Here is a 19418-nt window from a genome sequence, read left to right on the forward strand (position 1 = left end):
AATCGGTAATCTGGCTTATTTATTGCCTAATAAGTAATGTAAAGAAAAGTACATTTACTGACATTATTTAACGCTCAATCCCATTAAACGCTTTTTCAGTAAATTTTTGAAGATTCTGGGTATTACCATTGCCGTAATTCTGGTGATAGTAGGTGCTCTGATTCTATTTATTCGTAGCCCTTGGGGTCAGGGGATAATTGTGAATAAAGCAACCTCCTATGTTTCGGGTAAAACAGGCACTGAAGTATCAATAAAACGGCTTTTCATTACTTTTTCAGGAAACATCTACCTTGAAGATTTATACTTAGAAGACACCCAAGGTGACACCTTGGTATACTCTAAAAATTTAGAAGCAGGGGTAGCTTTCGCGCCTCTCCTCAGCACCGGTAAAATCAGCGTCACAAAGCTAGACTGGGAAGGGTTGGTTGCACGTGTGACCCGAAGTGAGGAAACTGAGAAGTTCAACTTTGACTTCTTAATTGAGGCTTTTGCTTCTCAAGCTGCGGATTCCACGCAAACTGTACCAGCCGACACCACGGCTTCAGAACCACTCAATATAAAACTTTCCCCGATTTCTCTTCGGGATTTTGATATCACTTATTTAGATGAAGTATTAGGCATTGACGCATTCATTCTGCTGGGACAACTTGATGTGACGATACCTGGGCTTGACCTGGAAAAGTATGAGTTTGACATCAAAGAAGTTGCGCTCCAAAACGCTCGTATCAAATATCATCAGACTAAACCATTTCCGCCTTCTGAAGAATCGACAGAAGAAACTCCAATGCCTATTCTGAACTTGGATGATCTGATGCTCAATAACGTGTCAGCAGATTACATGAGCATGCCCGATAATCAGGAAGCTCAGGTTGTCATCGGCAACTTGATAGTAGAACTCCCGGAAGCAAATCTTCAGACTCAGACAATTGAATTGACCAGAATTGCTCTGGAAAATTCTTCAATCTTATTCCATGATTTTTCTGAAGCTTCGCCAGTCGATACAAGCAGCACGTCTTCCTCAACTCCATTTGAATGGCCAGCTTGGAATGTAGCTGCTGAGAGAATTAGCATTGACTCCACAGACATAGAATACAAATCTAAAGACGTTGCGATCACAAAAGGCAAGTTCAATCCTGAAGCAATTTCTATTGCTAATCTAACTTTTGATGTAGAAGATTTATTCCTAAAGGATGAAACTGTCGGAGCAAACCTTCAGGAATTTCATTTCTTGGAAGGCAGCGGATTTGAGCTTAAGGAATTTCAATTTGACCTGGAGGCAGGAAATGAATCCAGTGAATTGGACAACCTTTTACTCGTCACTAACAGAAGTAAACTGGATGCAGAAGTGTCTATTGAATATCCTTCTATACAAGATCTAATTGATAACTATGAAACTCTGAAGTTCGATTTGGTAGTAAATGACTCCAAGGTGGATGTCCGTGACAGCTATTTTTTCGATCCAACTTTAGCACAAGACACGCTGATTCGTGAGTTGGCAAAGGATCCTATCCTGGTGGATTTTAATGCAGAAGGAGACCTGAAATCAATGGATATTTCTACACTGGATGTCAATTGGGGCAAAAGTATTTTCAATGCGAATGGAACTGTCCAAAATGCAATGGATGTAGATCTTCTAGCATTTGATTTTCCAGAATTAAACTTGAAAACCAACCGTCAAACACTTCTTCGATTTGTGAAAGAAGAGGATTATGGAGTTCAGTTTCCTGAACAAATTAACCTTCAAGCTAGTGCAAGCGGGAAGCTGGATGATCTCGTGACAAAGTTAGATCTGGAAACGGACATGGGAAATATTTTGCTGGACGGAGCGTATCAAAACAATGGTCAACTTGCTTTCGACGCAGATCTAAAAGTCAATCAACTGCAATTGGGAAACCTCCTTAAGCAACCTGAACTTGACACTCTTACTTTTGAGATCGTAGCGAACGGGACGGGATCAAATTTGAACAATCTTAACGCCGAACTCTCCTCCACATTTGGTCGATTGAGATTGTATGGATCTGATTATTCAGGTTTGAAATTGGACGGAAAGCTAGTAGATGGCGCTGGTAGTATTCGATCGGCATTAGAATCGGAATTTTTGGACTATGAATTAGTAGGAAAAGTAGACCTTGATTCGGTCAACTCTATCGTTGATCTCAATCTAGATTTGACAGGAGCAGACTTCTACGCACTCGGATTGACTGCCAAAAGCTCAAGAGCCAAGTTAAAACTTGATGCTAATTTCGAAGGAAATTTGGAGGAATTTGATTTAAAAGCATTACTTCAGGATGGTACGATTCTCTACGATCAGAGAAACTATCCTTTAGGTGAAATCTCTGCTGACGCAAGTGTTCGGGAAGATTCTACCAGCGTGGACATCGCCAGCAAATTGATAAATGGATATGTGCGCACCAACACTAATCCAACAGAACTTACTGAAGCTTTAACGGCTCATTTCCGCCAATATCTGGACAAACTGGATTCTTCCATTTACACGGATGACAGAAATATTGTGATGAATCTGGACTTGAAGATTTCGGATGATCCTCTGTTAACAGAAGTTCTTTTGCAAGGATTGGAGCAATTTGACTCAGCAAGTATTAAAGCTGATTATTATCAAAATATAGATTCCCTGACCGCTACAATCGAATTCCCCTACGTCAATTATTCAGGGACAGAAGTGGATAGTTTAGGGCTTAGGATCCGATCAAATAAAGATGTGCTTCGCCTATATTTTGGTTTTCAGGATTTGACCTCAGGACCACTGAGCATGGATAAAACTTTCATCACAGGTCAGCTTGCAGATTCACGTTTATTCTTTGATTTCCATTCCTACGAAGATGAAGAAAGAACCTACCATGTATCGTCAGATATAGGGCTATCAGGTGATACATTGAGCTACCATGTCTCCTCTATAGATTTAATTTTAAAAGGTGAGCAATGGAATGTGCCTGAGCAAAACCTCGTGAAATATTCCGGCGAAAGTCTGGACTTTAAAGACTTCAAATTTGCCAAATCCAATCAGGAACTCTCCATGGTCAATAATGTGGAAGGCTTTACTGACGAAAATATTGCGCTGGTTTTTAATGGATTTAGACTTTCCACTTTCACCAGCTTACTAAATCCCGAAGAAATAATCGCTGGCGGACTCATGAATGGTCGCCTGGTGGTGGAAAATCCTTTTGGCGCTACTGGTCTGATGGGGCAGCTGAAAGTAGACAGCTTAAAAGTGCTGGATGTACCTCTGGGAAATATGAATTTGGAGGCTACCGCCAAAAGTCTTGGCAATTACATTTTGGCACTTAGCCTGAAAGATGACGGGGTTGATTTTGACTTAAATGGAGAATTTGTAGCTGATGAAGCTGGGGGAAATTTTGACATCAAAATGGATCTGAATAAGATAGAAATGAATAAAATAGCAGGACTATCCCAAGACCAAATTCTAGATGGTGCCGGATATCTTTCTGGAACAATCACCGCCAACGGCACTACCATCGAACCACTTTACGAAGGGGAGTTTAACTTTCATGAAGCCTCATTTGTCCCAGCACAACTTAGTACGAAATATCTCCTTTCCAATGAAACTATAGGAGTGGATAATGACGGAGTTTATTTCGATCAATTCACCATCCGTGATACTGAAAATAACACATTTGAAATCGACGGAACTGTTTTTACTGAGAGTTATATTAATCCATCCTTTGACCTGCAACTCACTGCCAAGAACTTCATGGCGGTAAATTCCACCGATAAAGAGAATGATTTGATTTATGGTAAAACCTCCCTGGATGCTGATGTAAGTATTCAAGGTGACTTGAACTTACCAATCGTCAAAGCAGAACTGGGGGTTAGAAATAATACAGACCTGACTGTGATTATCCCTGAATCTCAGCTTGATTTGGTGGAAAGAGAAGGCGTCGTTCTTTTTGTCAATAAAGAAGAACCTGATGATATTCTTACCAGACAAACGGAAGAGACTACCAGTGCATTTTCAGGATTTGATATTCGAGCATTGCTCAATATCGATCCTGAAGCACTTTTCACCATTGTAATCGATCCTGCTACAGGTGACAATCTTCAAGTATCGGGTGATGCCAACCTGCAAATGGATATCAATCCAAACGGAAGGATCACTCTGAGTGGGAATTATGAAATCACAGGAGGACATTATGAAATGTCCCTCTACAATTTGGTCAGTAGAAAGTTTGAAATCAATCCAGGCAGCAGAATTACCTGGAATGGAGACCCAATGGATGCTTCCTTGGACATACAAGCTATCTACAAGGTGGAAACGGGAGCTTCAGAATTAATGTCTGCCCAACTGACCGGTAGCAATAATGAAGCGCTATCTCAGTATCAGCAGCAGCTTCCTTTCCTAGTCTACCTGAATGTGAAAGGGGAATTGCTGAGACCGGAAATTTCTTTTACGCTTGACATGCCCGAAAATCAAAGAGGTGCTTTTGGAGGAAATGTATACTCTCGCGTGCTACAGATTAATGAACAAGAAGACGAGTTAAATAAGCAAGTATTCTCGCTTTTGGTGCTAAATAGATTTTTCCCTTCTTCAGGAAGTGATGGATCTACTGGCGGGGCGGAGGCGATTGCCAGAAATAGTGTGAGTCAGATACTTTCCGATCAGATGAATGCACTTTCCAGCAAACTATTTGGAGACAGTGGATTTCAGGTAGGTTTCGACGTGGACAGCTACCAGGATTACCAATCAGGAAGTGCGAAAAACCGGACTGATCTTAACATCAATGCTCAGCAAACGCTGTTCGATGATCGACTCGTCGTGCATATTGGTAGCCAGGTTGATTTGGAAGGAAGTTCTCAGAGCTCAGAACAGGCAAACTCCATTTTGGCAAATATCAGTTTCGAATACTTGCTGACTGAGGACGGCAGATGGAGAATCCGCGCTTTTAGAAAAAACCAATTTGAAAGTATTATCGATGGACAATTGATCGTAACTGGAGGTGGGTTGATTTTCAACCGTGAATTCAATGAGTTCCCTGATCTGTGGAGAGCACCAAATCCTGAAGATGAAGAGGAGAAGAAAAATCCCATAGATGAATTGGAAGGTAAATCCAAGAAGGAGAAAAGAGCCGAGCGAAAAAAAGATAAAAAGGACGCCAAAGAAGAGCCAGAAAATGAAGACTAATAGGTTCATATCTACTTTACCCATACTCCTACTTGCAGGTATCCTAAGCTGCAGTGTAAAAAAGTACATTCCTGAAGGCGTGTTTCTTTACAAAGGCGCTGAGCTAAAAGTCAATACGGATGTGAAAATTAAGGGGCTGGACGATGTGGAGGAAGAACTGGAAGAATTACTCCGTCCAGAACCTAATAGCAAAATATTGGGAATGTATGTTGGTCTTTGGGCCCATTATAAAGGCACTCAGGAAAAACCTGGTTTTATCAACCGCTTTCTCAATAAAAAACTCGGTGAGGAGCCAGTGTATTTTAGTCAGGTAGATCCATCCCGAACGGAAGAGCTGATCTTGAACAGACTTGAAAACAGAGGATTCTTTTATAGCTCGAGCAACTCCGAAGTAAACAGAAAAAATCAATTTGCTGAAGTAGAATATACTGCAAACATCTCTGAACCCTATACTCTCACAGAAGTAGTGATAGCGCGTGATAGTATGGAGATAGACAAGGAAATAATTGCGATGATGCAGGAAACTGCATTGGATTCCGGAAGTAGGTTTGACCTAAACCTGCTGAATGCAGAGAGGGTACGAATAGATTCCACTCTGAAAGAAAAAGGTTATTACAACTTCAACAACGACTTCCTGATCTTTGAGGCAGATACCAACATTTCTGACAGCCTGCGGCACTTTAAGCTCTACCTGAGATTAAAGAAAAATGTCCCTGCAAACGGTATTATTCCTTACAAAATTGACACCATCAATGTATTCCCAAACTACTCCATTGATGAAGATGGAGAAAAGCTGGATACTATCACCTATGATGATAAGAATTTCATTCAAGGAAATCTGGTATTTAAACCCAAGCTCCTTAATGAGTATATTCTAATTGAAAACGAACAGCGATATGATCCTACCCTATCCCGACTATCTAGCAATCGGCTAAGTTCGATAGGGAATTATAAATTTGTAAATCTTCGCTATGAAGAACTTTCAACAAATGACTCGCTGGGACATCTTAAAGCAAGCTTCTATTTGTCTCCTATGACTAAGCGATCTTTGCGGGCAGAACTTCTTGCTGTATCCAAATCAAACAACTTTGCAGGACCAGCTTTGAATCTTGTTTACCGTAATAGAAATCTATTCAAGGGCGGGGAAACCTTAAATCTAACCGGGAGAATTGGATATGAATTTCAGATAGCCGGTGGGGAAGACAGGAAAGGTCTGACATCACTAGAACTTGGCTTCAATGCAGATTTGATTTTTCCACGAGTGATCTTTTTCATACCCATCACCGAGAAATTCAGCTATTCTGTTCCCAAAACCAAAATGGGCGTTGGAGTAGAATACCTCAGCAGAGGAGGACTATATAATCTTAATTCTGTGTCGGCCAATTATGGCTATTTCTGGAATGCAAATCCTTATGCTTACCACGAAATCAATCCAATCAGTCTCAGCCTAGTCAATTTGAGCAAGACTTCTCCTGAGTTTGACCAGATTCTGGATGCTAATCCTTTTTTGAAGAGAAGCTTCGAACAGAACTTCATTGCAGGAATCAACTACACCTTTAACTACAATAAGCTGAATGATAGATTCCGAACTCATGGATATTTCTTGGGAGTGGGGTTGGACTTTGCAGGTAACACCCTTAGCTTGGTGGACAAAGCGTTTGGTAAAGATGACGGAAAGTTTCTGGGACTGGAATATGCGCAATACGGAAAAGTGGATTTGGACTTAAGGTATCACTGGAATATCGACAAAAACCAAACAATTGCTACACGTCTGTTTGGAGGATTAGGTGTTCCCTTCCGTAATTCTTCTTCTCTACCCTATGTGAAGCAGTACTTTTCCGGAGGACCAAACAGCGTAAGAGCATTCCGTATCCGATCTATCGGTCCTGGAACTTACAGACCTGAGAATTTTGACGTCAACTCATATTTTGACCAATCCGGGGATATACGTCTGGAAGCTAATGTTGAATACCGCTTTCCAATCGTTTCGATCTTGAAAGGTGCTCTATTCATGGATGCAGGAAATATTTGGCTGATGAATGATAATGAAGCACTACCAGGAGGAAAATTCTCAAAGACTTGGTGGAACGAACTTGCTGTAGGTACCGGAGTTGGTTTTAGAGTGGATATTCAGTTTTTTGTTATTCGGTTTGATCTTGCTACACCAGTACGTGTCCCTTATTTGGAAGAAGGAGAGCGTTGGGGCAACACATTTGATATAGGCAGCAGAACTTGGAGAAGAGAAAAATTGATTTTCAATTTCGCCATTGGATACCCTTTCTAAAGATTGCATCAGCTTTACTAATCCTAATGGAATCGATGAATTTGGCTAACGTCTCCTAATACGAACACTTAAATTCTACAGTATAGATTTTTGAGTTCTACCTCTGGCCTACTGACCTGTGAATATTAATATTTCTGAATATTTAAATAAACTCTTAACTTCTTATATCTCGGACTATTATAACATCCCTTCCGAGGAGCTAGTGATTTGTAGGGAAAATCCAGTAGGAAAAGCAATCTGATTTACCATCCTAAAATCATTCTCAGTATATTGATAAATAGAAAGTCTTCTGGGATATTCTAAACCTATTTTTTCAAATCAAAATAAATTCTAAGTCAAACTATGGCATTTATAGATTACTACAACATCCTAGGCATAGATAAAAGTGCTTCGGAGGCTGATATCAAAAAAGCATACAGAAAGCTAGCACGAAAATACCACCCCGATGTCAACCCTGATGACAAGGAAGCTGAGCATAAATTCAAGGAAGTCAACGAAGCCAATGAGGTGCTGAGTGATCCTGAAAAGCGGAAGAAATACGATAAGTATGGCCAGGACTGGAAGCATGCTGATCAGTTTGAGCAAGCAGGCGCTGGAGCAGGAGGACAGCAGAGAAGTCAAAGTAATCCAGGCGCTGGATTTGGTGGAGAAAGTTTCGGAGGAGCTGACTATTCGGATTTCTTCGAGTCCATGTTTGGTGGATCGGGTGGTGGCTTCCGACAAGGGAGTCGAAGCACTAGATTCAAAGGACAGGACTTTAATGCCCAACTGGAGCTAAGTATTCACGACGCTTACACAACACATAAGCAAGTGCTCACCGTCAACGGGGAAAATATCCGACTCACAATTGCTGCGGGAATAGAAGACGGACAGACAATCAAAATCAAAGGCAAAGGTGCGCCAGGAATAAATGGTGGGCCCAACGGTGATTTATACATCCAATTTGTGATCAAAAACAATACGAAGTTCGCCCGTGAGGGAGACAATTTATACGCTACAGTGGATTTGGATCTCTATACTGCAATGCTTGGTGGAGAGATTATAGCTGATACTTTCGATGGCAAAGTAAAACTTAAGGTCTCCTCAGAAACACAAACTGGAACCAAAGTCAGACTGAAAGGCAAAGGATTTCCTGTGTATAAAATGGAAGGGCAGTTCGGTGATCTGATCCTTACCTATTCCATAAAAAATCCTTCCAACCTCACAGCGGAAGAGAAGAAGTTGTTTGAAGAACTCCAAAAACTAAGATAAGATGGCACAGCAAGAATTGATTTTAATAGAGACGCTTTGTACACATTATGAAATCGAAGTGTCATTTGTAGATTCACTTTACAGTCTGGGTCTGATAGAGATTCATACCGTGGAACATAGTCGCTTTATCCCTGAGGAAAAAGTGGGAGATTTGGAAAGAATGATACGAATCCATCAAGACCTTGAAGTCAACCCGGCGGGCATAGATGTAATATTCAATTTGCTTCGCAAAGTTGATAATCTGAAGAATGAACTCGCAGCCACCAAAAATCGCCTAAAACGATACGAGCTTAATAATTAATACCTACTAACCCAAATTAACTTATGACCAACGACTTCCACATCTGGGAAAACAACCGTAACATTTACCTTAAATTTCTTATTCATAATGACTTAGAGCAATTGAATACTGTACCCAAAGGATTCAACAACAATCTGCTTTGGAATATTGGTCATGTCATCGCAGTACAACAGCGCCTTGTCTATGGATTAGCAAATCAGCCTTTGAGGATTTCAGATGATTTATTTCAAAAATATAAGCCTGGAACCAAGCCGACAATTCCAGAACCCCAGGATACCGTGGAGCTTTTCAAAGAGCTGTTGATCAAGCCGATTGAGCAGACAAAGTCCGACCTTAAGTCGGGGAAACTAAACCAATATTCACCTTACACCACCTCCAAAGGTTTTCATTTGGCTAGCGCAGAGGATGCGATCACCTTCAATAATTATCACGAAGCGATGCATCTGGGTACAATGATAAGCCTTTTGAAATTTGTTAGATAACCTTAAAACGTTTTACTATGAACCGGCTTTCACTTTTTACAATTGCAGTAATGACATCATTCTGCCTGGGATTTTCCTTAAATTCTATACTCAGAAAAGACCAGATTACTTCAGCAAAAATTCCAAATCTTCCCGACATGAAATTAGGAGCATTTTCAGTCAGCCTTAGTGTCAAAGACCTTAGTAAATCCAAAGAATTTTATGAAAAGCTCGGGTTCTCGGTTTTCGGAGGTGACCTAAAAAACAATTACCTCATCATGAAAAATGAGAGTACTTTGATCGGTTTATTTCAGGGGATGTTTGAGGACAACATTTTGACCTTTAACCCTGGCTGGGATGAAAATGCTGAAGAAGTAGAGGGATATCAGGATGTGAGGACAATCCAGCAGTACCTTAAATCTACTGGAGAAATAATTATAAATCCGGCAGATGAAAATAGTACAGGCCCGGCTAGTTTTATGATTAAGGATCCTGACGGAAATATGATTCTATTTGATCAACATCTATAATAGAACTAACAAAATCACCTTAGAAATATTTTTCAAGCCCAAAAACTATGTATATGAATAAGTCCAGTGTCGCAGACATTCGTGAAAGATTCGATAACGATGTAGAACGATTTTCAAATCTTGACACTGGTCAAGTGGCTACCATTGATGCCAAAATATCTTTGGAACTCATCACCGAAGCTGCCAAAAGAATAGTACCAAATTCCGAATCAATCTTGGATGTAGGATGTGGAGCAGGCAACTATTCGCTGATGATGCTCAATAAAATCCCTAATTTAAATTGTACGCTTTTGGATCTCAGTGGCAAAATGCTGGAGAAAGCTATGGAGCGGGTATCAGCAGCGACCAGTGGAAATGTTTCAATTTTCCAAAATGACATTCGGGACATTTTACTTCCGGACGCTTCCTTTGATATTATTTTAGCAGGTGCAGTCTTGCATCATTTGCGGGACGATCTAGACTGGGAAACCACCTTCGTTAAGCTCTTTAAGCTACTTAAACCTGGAGGTTGTTTAATGATTTCTGATCTAATCACCCAAGACACTGATGCCTTAAATGAATTTACTTGGGAACGTTATGGAGATTATTTGGAAAGTGTGGGCGGAAAAGATTACAGGCAAAAAGTTTTAGCTTATATAGAAAAAGAGGATTCGCCCAGATCCATGAATTACCAGTTGGATCTAATGAAGAAGGTAGGTTTTAGCCGGGTAGAAATCCTTCATAAAAATATGTGTTTTGGAGCTTTTGGAGGAATAAAATGATAAGCAGTGAAACCAACCTTCAAAAAAGACTTCAATCGCTTGATGTCTATAGAGGCCTTGTAATGTGTCTGCTAGTTGCCGAGGCTGCGCTAATCTATGAATCACTTTTAGAAGCCAGTGCCGAAGGAAGTTTAGCTCATATGTTTTTCATGCAGTTCACTCATCATCCTTGGCATGGCTTGCGGTTTTGGGATTTGATCCAGCCATTTTTCATGTTTATAGTGGGAGTTGCAATGCCATTTTCCCTTAACAAACGAATGACAAATTCTGGGGATAGAAAAAAAGTGTCCCAACATATTTTGAAGAGATGCTTACTGCTTTTTCTTTTTGGAACTGGTCTCCACTGCGTATATGCCGGTAAGTTTGTGTTTGAGCTTTGGAATGTATTAACCCAGCTCTCATTTACCATTCTTATTACTTTTTTATTGATCAGACAACCTTGGAAAGTACAGCTTGGAGTTTCCATCAGCTTGCTTATCCTTACCGAACTCATTTACCGCCTATACAATCCTGAAGTGCCTTACGAGCATGGAAGCAACTTTGGGAATTATACCGATATGCTTTTGATGGGAAAAATCAATAATGGTGGATGGGTGGCTATAAACTGTATCCCGACAGCAGCACACACCATCTGGGGTGCAATGTGTGGCAATCTGTTACTTTCTTCTAAGTTGGACAGCAAAAAACTCAGGATTCTTATTATTACTGGAGGTATTGCGTTAGCGATCGGATATGGGATGGATTTATCGGGCATCACTCCTATTGTTAAGCGGATAGCTACCACTGCTTTTACATTTGCTTCAGGAGGCTGGGCTATTTTGTCCTTGGCATATTTCTACTGGCTTGTCGATGTGAAAAAAAGCCAATCATGGATTTTCCCGATTATAGTAGTTGGTATGAACTCTATATTTATCTATCTCTTCGCAGAATTATTAGGGCACAGTTGGCTCTTCGGATTTGTAGAAATATTTAGTGGGGGGATATTATCTCCGTTAGGCATTGGGGAAAAAATAATGCACCTTATAACGGCATGCTTAACTTGGGCAAGTATGTGGTATTTATGTTATTCCCTCTATAAGAAGAAGATTTTCTTTAAGATATAGTGTCACCAAACATAAAAAAAGGTGATCCGCTTTACAGATCACCTCAGAACTTTAAAGTGCCCCCTTACACTTTTAAAGTTCCTTCAATGGAGTCATCCATCGTTTTTCCGGACATGGCGCTAATTAGAACCTTGATTCCTGCTATTGCATTTCCATGCTTGTTGTCCCAATAATAGCCACTGTCTGGCACGAATTGTATAACTGATATTCTTGGATCGTCTTTTCCTTCGGTAAACCAAGCTTTTACAGTCGGGTCCCAAAGTTCTTCAATTTTTGCACGATCATCGGTGACATATGCATGACCATTTAATTCAAGAAAATCTGAATAAGATGATCCTTGGAAATATAGAGTTACATCAGTATCCGCAGCAAGCTCCATATTCTTCATGCTATCTTTTGCGCTCAAAAACCATATGTTGCCTTCATCATCAGTTTTTTGAACTGACATAGGTCGGGATTTATGAGAATTATTTAAAGTAGTGGAAGTAACAAAAAAACATGAACCTGATTTATCTATCAGATCGCGGATCTTCTCTACAGCTTTTTGACCGGCAAGATCCTCTCTATTATTTTCTTCTTGATTTTCGTTTATTGAGTTCATGGTATAGTTCGTTTAATCTTTCAATCTAAAACCTATCGTAGGTGTGATTGAAATATTACAAACCCTCTGCCCAAGAAAATTCTTTAAACTCAAATCGGCACAAAGCTCTTAAAAATAGCCTTCACAACTCAAAGGAGGCCGATTTACAAAAAAACTCCCCTTATAAGAAGCAAAAAATCATTGCAGATTGTTATAGCAAATTTACCTCAATCGGGGAAAATGATTCCTAGTATGTAATATTATCCAAAGAGATCAGAGCTCAAATATCTATCTCCGCGATCACAGGTAATACATACAATTACCCCTTCTTTGAGCGTTTTGGAAAGTTCAATGGCAGCGTAAAGTGCTCCGCCACTACTCATACCTGCAAGTATCCCTTCTTCCCGAGCCATTCTTCGAGTCATCTCAGTAGCCTGTTCTTCGCTTACATCGATTACTTGATCCACTCTGCTCGGATCAAAAATCTTAGGCAAGAATTCAGGGGACCATCTTCTAATGCCGGGAATACTCGATCCATCTGTAGGCTGAGTACCGACAATCTGAATGTCTGGATTCCTTTCTTTTAAATATTTAGAAACTCCCATGATCGTCCCGGTAGTACCCATCGCCGAAACAAAATGGGTGACTTCGCCATCCGTATCTTCCCATATTTCTGGACCGGTAGTTTTATAATGTGCGAGATAATTATCAGGATTTGCAAATTGATCCAGCATGAAGTAACCTTCTTTGCTCATCTCCTCCGCAAGAGTTCGGGAATATTCAATTGTCTTAGCAGCTGGAGTCAAAATCACTTCTGCACCGTAAGCTTCCATAGAAATGACGCGTTCTTTGGTAGAATTATCAGGCATGATCAACTTCATCTCCAGACCCAGAACCTTGGCAACCATAGCCAATGCAATACCTGTATTTCCACTTGTCGCCTCTACGAGCTTGTCACCTGGTTTAATTTCTCCACGATCCATAGCACTTCTAAGCATATTGTAGGCCGCACGATCTTTTACACTTCCGCCAGGGTTTTGCCCCTCAAGCTTACAAAAAATTTTAACCTTTGGATTTACTGGAATTCGATCAAGTTGTATTAGTGGAGTATTTCCTATTAGTTCAAATAGTTTCATCTTGATCGTTTTTGAAAACATACATATCAGTAACAGCGGTATCTGCGTGATACATTTGGGTTTGGTAATATACTTTACTTTTTGGAGCTACACTTTTTGTTAGCCAAACATTCCCTCCTATCACAGACCCTTCACCAATAATGGTATTTCCACCCAAAATTGTTGCACCGGAATAGATTACCACATCGTCTTCAATTGTCGGATGTCTCTTATTATCAGCATCTGCTTTATCCACGCTCAATGCGCCTAAAGTAACACCTTGATAGATTTTCACATTATTGCCGATTCTCGTGGTTTCTCCTATAACTACTCCTGTGCCGTGGTCTATACAGAAATATTGACCTATGGTTGCTGCAGGATGAATATCTATCCCCGTGCGGCTGTGAGCAAATTCAGTAATCATCCGAGGAATTAATTTGATTCCAAGCTTATGCAGGGAATTAGCTATTCTATAGGCTGATATTGCGTAAAAGCCTGGATAGCTTCTTAAAATCTCCATTCTGGATTTGGCTGCAGGATCTCCGGCAAACATTGCATCCACATCCTGATTTATCCAATCAAAGATCAGCTCAAGATTTAGAAAAAAACTATCAGCCAGCTTCGAACCGATTCCGCTATGTAAATGTGGGTTTCTTTCTAGGATAGAGGATAGATCACCTTTCAATAAAGTAAGGGAAGCCTCTATCTGCGCTTTGTCATTAATCTTCTCAACTGTAAATTCTGGAAACAATAACCCAAGAACATCTTCAAAGAACTGCTGGATGACTTTGGGTGATGGGCATTCGGAGCAGTCCTGATGTGCTTTATAAAGTTTTGAAATAAAAGAATCCATGAAAGTAAATTAAATATATCTATAGCACAAAACCCACACGTATCACATAAGGTTCGTTATATGGTGAACGAAGGTTATCATGCAATACATTGTAGAGAAAAGTGAAATTTGCTCCACCTCTAGAGCCGAAAGGAGCAAAATAACCTCCCCCTAAGAATAGAGATTTTGACCAAATCCTTTCAAAACGATCCGTAAACAGATTGTAATTATCAAAGTTGATAGATTCATATTCTGCATGAGCGAAAATATTCGGGAAAATATTGTATCTGCTAAATATTCTACCTCCATAAGAAGAGGTCTCTCCTCCTGCATACCTTTTGTCATTAAAATACTGGTAGGTTATTCCTAGGCCAGAAGAGAATTTAGGCGTGAGCATTACACCCACCAAAGGAGAAAAATCTATTAAAGTAAGCGTACCAAACTGCATCCCGAAGTTTCCTCCATAATACAATCTGTCTTTGAGGGGAATAGAATCTCCCTCATAAATTGTACGCTGCGCAAATGTGGAAGTTTGAAACAGGATAAACCCCAGAAAAAATAAATGCAGGTATTTACTTTTCAACAATGACATAGAGATCTTCAGTATTTTTCTTCATTAAGTACTTCTCACGGGCAAACTTCTCCAAGAGTTCAGGATTGCTCATCAATTCCTCTCGCTCGGCCTTGATTTTCTCTTTTCTTTCCAGGTAAAAATCCTTTTGATCCTCCAGCTGTCCAAGCTTATTACTCAACTTAACCTGATTAACGACATTGTTAGAATCAATAAAAACCATCCAAGCTATAAAAAAGACAAGTCCAAGAAAGTAGAAGCTTTTGGTATACTTAACGTATTTACTCATATGCATTGATGATAATTGAGTCTCAAGGTACAAAAATGATACAAAAAAAGACAGCTTGCCTAGAGCAAGCTGTCATTAAATAGAAGTAGTTCTAATATATCAGCTTAAAGTTTGCCGTTGAAAATAGCAGAGTCTCCTAATTGCTCTTCAATTCTAAGCAATTGATTGTATTTAGCCATACGGTCAGATCGTGATGCAGAACCAGTTTTGATCTGTCCACAATTCAATGCTACTGCAAGATCCGCGATAGTTGAATCTTCAGTTTCACCTGATCTATGAGACATCACTGCTGTGAAACCCGCTTTGTGCGCTAGATTAACTGCATTTATTGTCTCAGTCAATGTACCGATTTGGTTTACTTTGATCAGGATCGAGTTCGCGGACTTCTCTTCAATTCCTCTCTGAAGGAATTTCACATTGGTAACGAAAAGATCATCACCAACCAATTGAACTTTGTTACCTATTTTGGCAGTCAACATAGCCCAACCTTCCCAATCTTCCTCAGCACAACCATCTTCGATAGAGTCGATAGGGTATTTTTCAGTAAGCTCAGCTAGGTATGTAACTTGCTCTTCTCTGCTTCTTGCTACTCCAGTAGAGCCTTCAAATTTGGTATAATCATATTTGCCATCAACGAAGAATTCAGAAGCAGCGCAGTCTAATGCGATTGTAACATCTTCACCAGCTTTGTATCCAGCCTTAGCGATTGCGTCCAAGATGCTTCCAAGAGCTTCTTCAGTTCCGCCAGAGAAATTAGGTGCAAACCCACCTTCATCACCTACAGCAGTGCTTAGACCTTTGTCATGAAGAATTTTCTTCAAATTGTGGAAGATCTCAGTTCCCATTCTCATCGCTTCTGAGAAAGTAGGAGCACCAACTGGACGGATCATAAATTCCTGGAATGCGATAGGCGCATCAGAGTGAGAGCCACCGTTGATGATGTTCATCATTGGTACAGGAAGAGTATTTGCATTGACACCACCTACATATCTGTAAAGAGGCTGATTTGATTCCATAGCTGCAGCTTTAGCAACTGCCAAAGAAACTCCTAAAATTGCGTTCGCACCCAGATTACCTTTATTTGGAGTGCCATCAAGCTCAATCATGATCTGATCGATCATATTTTGCTCAAACACATCGAAGCCAACAAGTTCGGATGCAATGATATCATTTACATTTGCAACTGCTTTAGTCACCCCTTTGCCCATGTAAGCACCTTTATCTCCGTCACGAAGCTCTACTGCTTCATTGATACCTGTAGATGCACCGCTTGGCACAGCTGCACGACCAAACGCGCCATTTTCCGTGTAAACATCTACTTCTATGGTAGGGTTTCCTCTTGAATCGAGGATTTGTCTTGCATGAATTGATTGAATCAACGTCATAGTTTTAAAAGGTTTAAGGGTATTAATTTTTATTGATTAAAGAAATAAAATTGTCAAACAAATAGCGGGAATCATGTGGTCCAGGAGAGGATTCCGGATGGTATTGTACTGAAAAAGCTGGCTTGTTTTTCAGACGGATTCCGGCAACAGTGTTATCATTCAAATGTACGTGAGTGATCTCCACGTCTGAATTCTGCTCCGTATCCTCACGGTTTATGTTAAAACCGTGGTTCTGAGAAGTAATTTCACTTTTCCCAGTCAACAGATTCTTTATAGGATGATTTAGCCCACGGTGTCCATGATGCATTTTATAGGTAGAAATTCCGCAGGCTTCAGCCAAAAGCTGGTGACCTAGACATATTCCAAAAACCGGCTTTCCCGTTTCTAAAATATCCTTAGTAGTTTTTACCGCATATTCCATTACTGCTGGATCTCCAGGGCCATTGGATAAGAAATAGGCATTTGGAGACCATTCTTCCATTTCTGAGAGCGTTGCTTTGGCTGGAAAAACCTTGCAATAAACTCCTCTGTCAGTAAGATTGCGGAGTATGTTTTTCTTAATCCCGAAATCCATGCAAGCTACTTTTATTGATGAATTCTCATCACCATAAAAATAAGGCTCTTGCGTACAAACTGTAGAAGAAAGCTCAAGTCCGTCCATGTCAGGAACCTGATTAAGTTTCGCTTGAAGGCCATCGAGATCATCTTCAAATTCGGAGCTGATAATTGCATTCATAGCTCCTTTTGAACGAAGATGTCTTACCAATTTTCTGGTATCTACATCTGCTATTCCAGTAATGCCATTTTTTACTAAATAATCCTGCAGCGAGCCTGAAGCATCCAGTCGGGAAAACACGTCTGAAAATGTATTTACGACGATTCCACCAATAGTAGGATGATCAGACTCTACTTCTGTATCGATCACACCGTAATTACCGATGTGAGATGTAGTAGTAACAATGATTTGTCCGGTGTAGGAAGGATCTGTGTAGATCTCCTGGTAGCCAGTCATTCCGGTGTTGAAGCAAATCTCACCACCATTTGTCCCTGGATTACCAATTAAAGAACCGTGAAAGACCGTTCCATCGGCCAAGAGTAAAGTTGCTTTTTGTTTGATCATTTTGCTTAGTAATTGCCCAAAGTTAAATATTTATTGGGAAGGAAGTTAAATGAAAAGGGTATAAAAAAAGGATTGAACAAATGTCCAATCCTTTCAATATCGTGAATCCACCGATCAACTTATTTGTTATCAGTTTCTTCTTCAGCGGAATCAGCAGAAGCTTCAGGAGACTTTGGCTCCTCGGCATCTTTTGCAGGAGCTTTTTCTGCTGCAGGTGCAGCAGTTGATTTAGTCTCCTCAGCTGTAGTAGACTTACCTGAACCTCTACGAGATCTTCTAGTAGTTTTCTTAGCTGGCTGAGCATCTTTCAACATCAATTCGTTGAAATCTACCAACTCGATGATACACATTTCTGCATTATCACCTAATCTGAAACCAGTTTTAATAATTCTTGTGTATCCACCTGGGCGAGTAGCTACTTTAGCGATTACTTCACCGAACAGTTCGATGATAGCTTCCTTATTTTTCAAATAAGCGAAAGCCATACGTCTATTATGTGTAGTATCTTCTTTAGCTCTTGTTACCAGTGGCTCCAAATACTTCTTCAATTCTTTTGCCTTGGCAAGCGTTGTTGAGATACGCTTGTGAAGAATCAGCGAAGTTGCCATATTAGAAAGCATTGCTTTTCTATGAGCGGCCTTCCTTCCAAGGTGGTTAAATTTCTTACCGTGTCTCATTATTATTTATTCTTCATCAAGTTTATACTTAGAAATATCCATCCCGAAGGTCAGGCTTTTTTCTTGGATAAGTTGCTCTAGCTCAGCTAGGGATTTCTTACCGAAGTTTCTGAATTTCATCATATCAGAAATTTCAAGCTTGGCAAGGTCACCCAATGTTTTCACATCAGCAGCTTTAAGACAATTGAACGCTCTAACTGATAAGTCAAGATCACTCAAAGACGTCTTAAGAAGCTTTCTCATATGCAAGAATTCTTCGTCAATCGGCTCCGGCTCCGCTACTCCAGTTGAATCAAGAACCATAGTTTGGTCAGAGAACAACATAAAGTGTTGGATAAGGATTTTGGCAGATTCCTGAAGGGCTTTCTCCGGGTGGATAGAACCGTCAGTAGATACTTCCAAGATCAATTTTTCGAAGTCAGTCTTCTGCTCTACACGCGTATTTTCAACACTGTATTTCACATTTTTAATAGGTGTGAAAACTGCATCGATAGCGATAGTACCGAAAACTTGCTCTTTTGGTTTGGATTCTTCAGCTGGTAGATACCCTCTTCCTTTATCCATCGTCAATTCGATCTCAAAGTTTTTGGTATCGTCTATATGACAAATCACCAACTCTGGATTTAAGATTTCAAAAGAAGAAGTAAACTTAGCAATGTCCCCTGCAGTGAATACAGACTGATTTTTAATCTCTACAGTGATTTTTCCGTCAAATGCTTCATGCACCTTTTTGAATCTCACTTGCTTTAGGTTCAAAATAATATCTGTAACGTCTTCAACTACACCTTCGATGGTCGAAAACTCATGCACTACACCAGGAATCTTGATGGCAGTGATGGCATAACCTTCCAATGAAGAAAGCAAAATTCTTCTCAGGGCGTTACCGATTGTAACTCCATAGCCTTTTTCGAGTGGTTTGAAAGTGAATAAGCCATGAAAATCATCGGCTTTTTCCATTACCACTTTCTCGGGCATTTGAAATGCTAGTATGGACATATAT

The 19418-nt window shown here is 40.1% G+C and carries 17 protein-coding genes; 8 read left to right on the top strand and 9 right to left on the bottom strand.

Annotated elements, in window-relative coordinates; all coding sequences use genetic code 11:
* Positions 1-106 precede the first annotated feature (106 nt).
* The 8 genes from AACZ73_RS00145 to AACZ73_RS00180 all read left to right on the top strand — a co-directional run bounded on the left by AACZ73_RS00145 (position 107) and on the right by AACZ73_RS00180 (position 11849).
* Positions 107-5158 carry a translocation/assembly module TamB domain-containing protein gene (locus tag AACZ73_RS00145; RefSeq protein WP_339874382.1) on the top strand — a complete coding sequence of 1684 codons (5052 nt, stop codon included), beginning with the start codon at positions 107-109 and terminating at the stop codon, positions 5156-5158.
* Complete coding sequence (locus AACZ73_RS00150; RefSeq protein WP_339874384.1) at positions 5148-7442, top strand: BamA/TamA family outer membrane protein; 2295 nt, start codon at positions 5148-5150, stop codon at positions 7440-7442. The genes AACZ73_RS00145 and AACZ73_RS00150 overlap by 11 nt, the downstream gene beginning before the upstream one ends.
* A gap of 342 nt (positions 7443-7784) precedes the next feature.
* Positions 7785-8693, top strand: a complete 909-nt coding sequence (locus tag AACZ73_RS00155) for a DnaJ C-terminal domain-containing protein (RefSeq protein WP_339874386.1) — start codon at positions 7785-7787, stop codon at positions 8691-8693.
* A gap of 1 nt (position 8694) precedes the next feature.
* Entirely contained in the window at positions 8695-8994 is a 300-nt protein-coding gene (locus AACZ73_RS00160) for a chaperone modulator CbpM (protein WP_339874388.1), read from the top strand.
* 23 nt (positions 8995-9017) lie between these two features.
* Positions 9018-9476: a DinB family protein gene (locus AACZ73_RS00165; RefSeq protein WP_339874389.1), complete on the top strand. Its 459-nt coding sequence runs from the start codon at positions 9018-9020 to the stop codon at positions 9474-9476.
* Positions 9477-9493: 17 nt separating this feature from the next.
* Positions 9494-9985: a VOC family protein gene (locus AACZ73_RS00170; RefSeq protein ID WP_339874390.1), complete on the top strand. Its 492-nt coding sequence runs from the start codon at positions 9494-9496 to the stop codon at positions 9983-9985.
* Positions 9986-10038: 53 nt separating this feature from the next.
* Entirely contained in the window at positions 10039-10746 is a 708-nt protein-coding gene (locus AACZ73_RS00175) for a class I SAM-dependent methyltransferase (protein ID WP_339874391.1), read from the top strand.
* Positions 10743-11849: a DUF5009 domain-containing protein gene (locus AACZ73_RS00180; RefSeq protein ID WP_339874392.1), complete on the top strand. Its 1107-nt coding sequence runs from the start codon at positions 10743-10745 to the stop codon at positions 11847-11849. Before AACZ73_RS00175 ends, AACZ73_RS00180 begins: the two co-directional genes overlap by 4 nt.
* A gap of 64 nt (positions 11850-11913) precedes the next feature.
* Here the strand turns inward: AACZ73_RS00180 and AACZ73_RS00185 are convergent, their stop codons facing one another.
* The 9 genes from AACZ73_RS00185 to AACZ73_RS00225 all read right to left on the bottom strand — a co-directional run bounded on the left by AACZ73_RS00185 (position 11914) and on the right by AACZ73_RS00225 (position 19414).
* The gene (locus AACZ73_RS00185) at positions 11914-12450 is read right to left on the bottom strand and encodes a pyridoxamine 5'-phosphate oxidase family protein (protein ID WP_339874394.1); all 537 of its coding nucleotides are present in this window, start codon (positions 12448-12450) and stop codon (positions 11914-11916) included.
* A gap of 239 nt (positions 12451-12689) precedes the next feature.
* On the bottom strand, positions 12690-13565 hold the full coding sequence (gene cysM / locus AACZ73_RS00190) for a cysteine synthase CysM (RefSeq protein ID WP_339874396.1): 876 nt from the start codon (positions 13563-13565) through the stop codon (positions 12690-12692).
* Positions 13552-14397: a serine O-acetyltransferase gene (locus AACZ73_RS00195; RefSeq protein ID WP_339874397.1), complete on the bottom strand. Its 846-nt coding sequence runs from the start codon at positions 14395-14397 to the stop codon at positions 13552-13554. Before AACZ73_RS00195 ends, cysM begins: the two co-directional genes overlap by 14 nt.
* 19 nt (positions 14398-14416) lie before the next feature.
* Positions 14417-14968: a hypothetical protein gene (locus AACZ73_RS00200; protein ID WP_339874398.1), complete on the bottom strand. Its 552-nt coding sequence runs from the start codon at positions 14966-14968 to the stop codon at positions 14417-14419.
* Complete coding sequence (locus AACZ73_RS00205; protein ID WP_339874399.1) at positions 14949-15236, bottom strand: septum formation initiator family protein; 288 nt, start codon at positions 15234-15236, stop codon at positions 14949-14951. The genes AACZ73_RS00200 and AACZ73_RS00205 overlap by 20 nt, the downstream gene beginning before the upstream one ends.
* A 104-nt stretch (positions 15237-15340) precedes the next feature.
* Positions 15341-16621: a phosphopyruvate hydratase gene (eno, locus tag AACZ73_RS00210; protein WP_339874400.1), complete on the bottom strand. Its 1281-nt coding sequence runs from the start codon at positions 16619-16621 to the stop codon at positions 15341-15343.
* 22 nt (positions 16622-16643) lie between these two features.
* The gene (gene carA / locus AACZ73_RS00215; RefSeq protein ID WP_339874402.1) at positions 16644-17741 is read right to left on the bottom strand and encodes a glutamine-hydrolyzing carbamoyl-phosphate synthase small subunit; all 1098 of its coding nucleotides are present in this window, start codon (positions 17739-17741) and stop codon (positions 16644-16646) included.
* A gap of 119 nt (positions 17742-17860) precedes the next feature.
* On the bottom strand, positions 17861-18418 hold the full coding sequence (rplQ, locus tag AACZ73_RS00220; RefSeq protein WP_339874403.1) for a 50S ribosomal protein L17: 558 nt from the start codon (positions 18416-18418) through the stop codon (positions 17861-17863).
* Between the two features lie 6 nt (positions 18419-18424).
* Positions 18425-19414 carry a DNA-directed RNA polymerase subunit alpha gene (locus AACZ73_RS00225; RefSeq protein ID WP_339874405.1) on the bottom strand — a complete coding sequence of 330 codons (990 nt, stop codon included), beginning with the start codon at positions 19412-19414 and terminating at the stop codon, positions 18425-18427.
* Positions 19415-19418: the final 4 nt, after the last annotated feature.

The sequence above is a fragment of the uncultured Algoriphagus sp. genome (assembly GCF_963974835.1).
Lineage (GTDB): Bacteria > Bacteroidota > Bacteroidia > Cytophagales > Cyclobacteriaceae > Algoriphagus.

Bases quoted from the DNA above. Each gene is read 5' to 3' on its own strand.
- AACZ73_RS00150 (WP_339874384.1), top strand. From the start codon at position 5,148: ATGAAGACTAATAGGTTCATATCTACTTTACCCATACTCCTACTTGCA.
- AACZ73_RS00155 (WP_339874386.1), top strand. From the start codon at position 7,785: ATGGCATTTATAGATTACTACAACATCCTAGGCATAGATAAAAGTGCT.
- AACZ73_RS00160 (WP_339874388.1), top strand. From the start codon at position 8,695: ATGGCACAGCAAGAATTGATTTTAATAGAGACGCTTTGTACACATTAT.
- AACZ73_RS00165 (WP_339874389.1), top strand. From the start codon at position 9,018: ATGACCAACGACTTCCACATCTGGGAAAACAACCGTAACATTTACCTT.
- AACZ73_RS00170 (WP_339874390.1), top strand. From the start codon at position 9,494: ATGAACCGGCTTTCACTTTTTACAATTGCAGTAATGACATCATTCTGC.
- AACZ73_RS00175 (WP_339874391.1), top strand. From the start codon at position 10,039: ATGAATAAGTCCAGTGTCGCAGACATTCGTGAAAGATTCGATAACGAT.
- AACZ73_RS00180 (WP_339874392.1), top strand. From the start codon at position 10,743: ATGATAAGCAGTGAAACCAACCTTCAAAAAAGACTTCAATCGCTTGAT.
- AACZ73_RS00185 (WP_339874394.1), bottom strand. From the start codon at position 12,450: ATGAACTCAATAAACGAAAATCAAGAAGAAAATAATAGAGAGGATCTT.
- cysM (WP_339874396.1), bottom strand. From the start codon at position 13,565: ATGAAACTATTTGAACTAATAGGAAATACTCCACTAATACAACTTGAT.
- AACZ73_RS00195 (WP_339874397.1), bottom strand. From the start codon at position 14,397: ATGGATTCTTTTATTTCAAAACTTTATAAAGCACATCAGGACTGCTCC.
- AACZ73_RS00200 (WP_339874398.1), bottom strand. From the start codon at position 14,968: ATGTCATTGTTGAAAAGTAAATACCTGCATTTATTTTTTCTGGGGTTT.
- AACZ73_RS00205 (WP_339874399.1), bottom strand. From the start codon at position 15,236: ATGAGTAAATACGTTAAGTATACCAAAAGCTTCTACTTTCTTGGACTT.
- eno (WP_339874400.1), bottom strand. From the start codon at position 16,621: ATGACGTTGATTCAATCAATTCATGCAAGACAAATCCTCGATTCAAGA.
- carA (WP_339874402.1), bottom strand. From the start codon at position 17,741: ATGATCAAACAAAAAGCAACTTTACTCTTGGCCGATGGAACGGTCTTT.
- rplQ (WP_339874403.1), bottom strand. From the start codon at position 18,418: ATGAGACACGGTAAGAAATTTAACCACCTTGGAAGGAAGGCCGCTCAT.
- AACZ73_RS00225 (WP_339874405.1), bottom strand. From the start codon at position 19,414: ATGTCCATACTAGCATTTCAAATGCCCGAGAAAGTGGTAATGGAAAAA.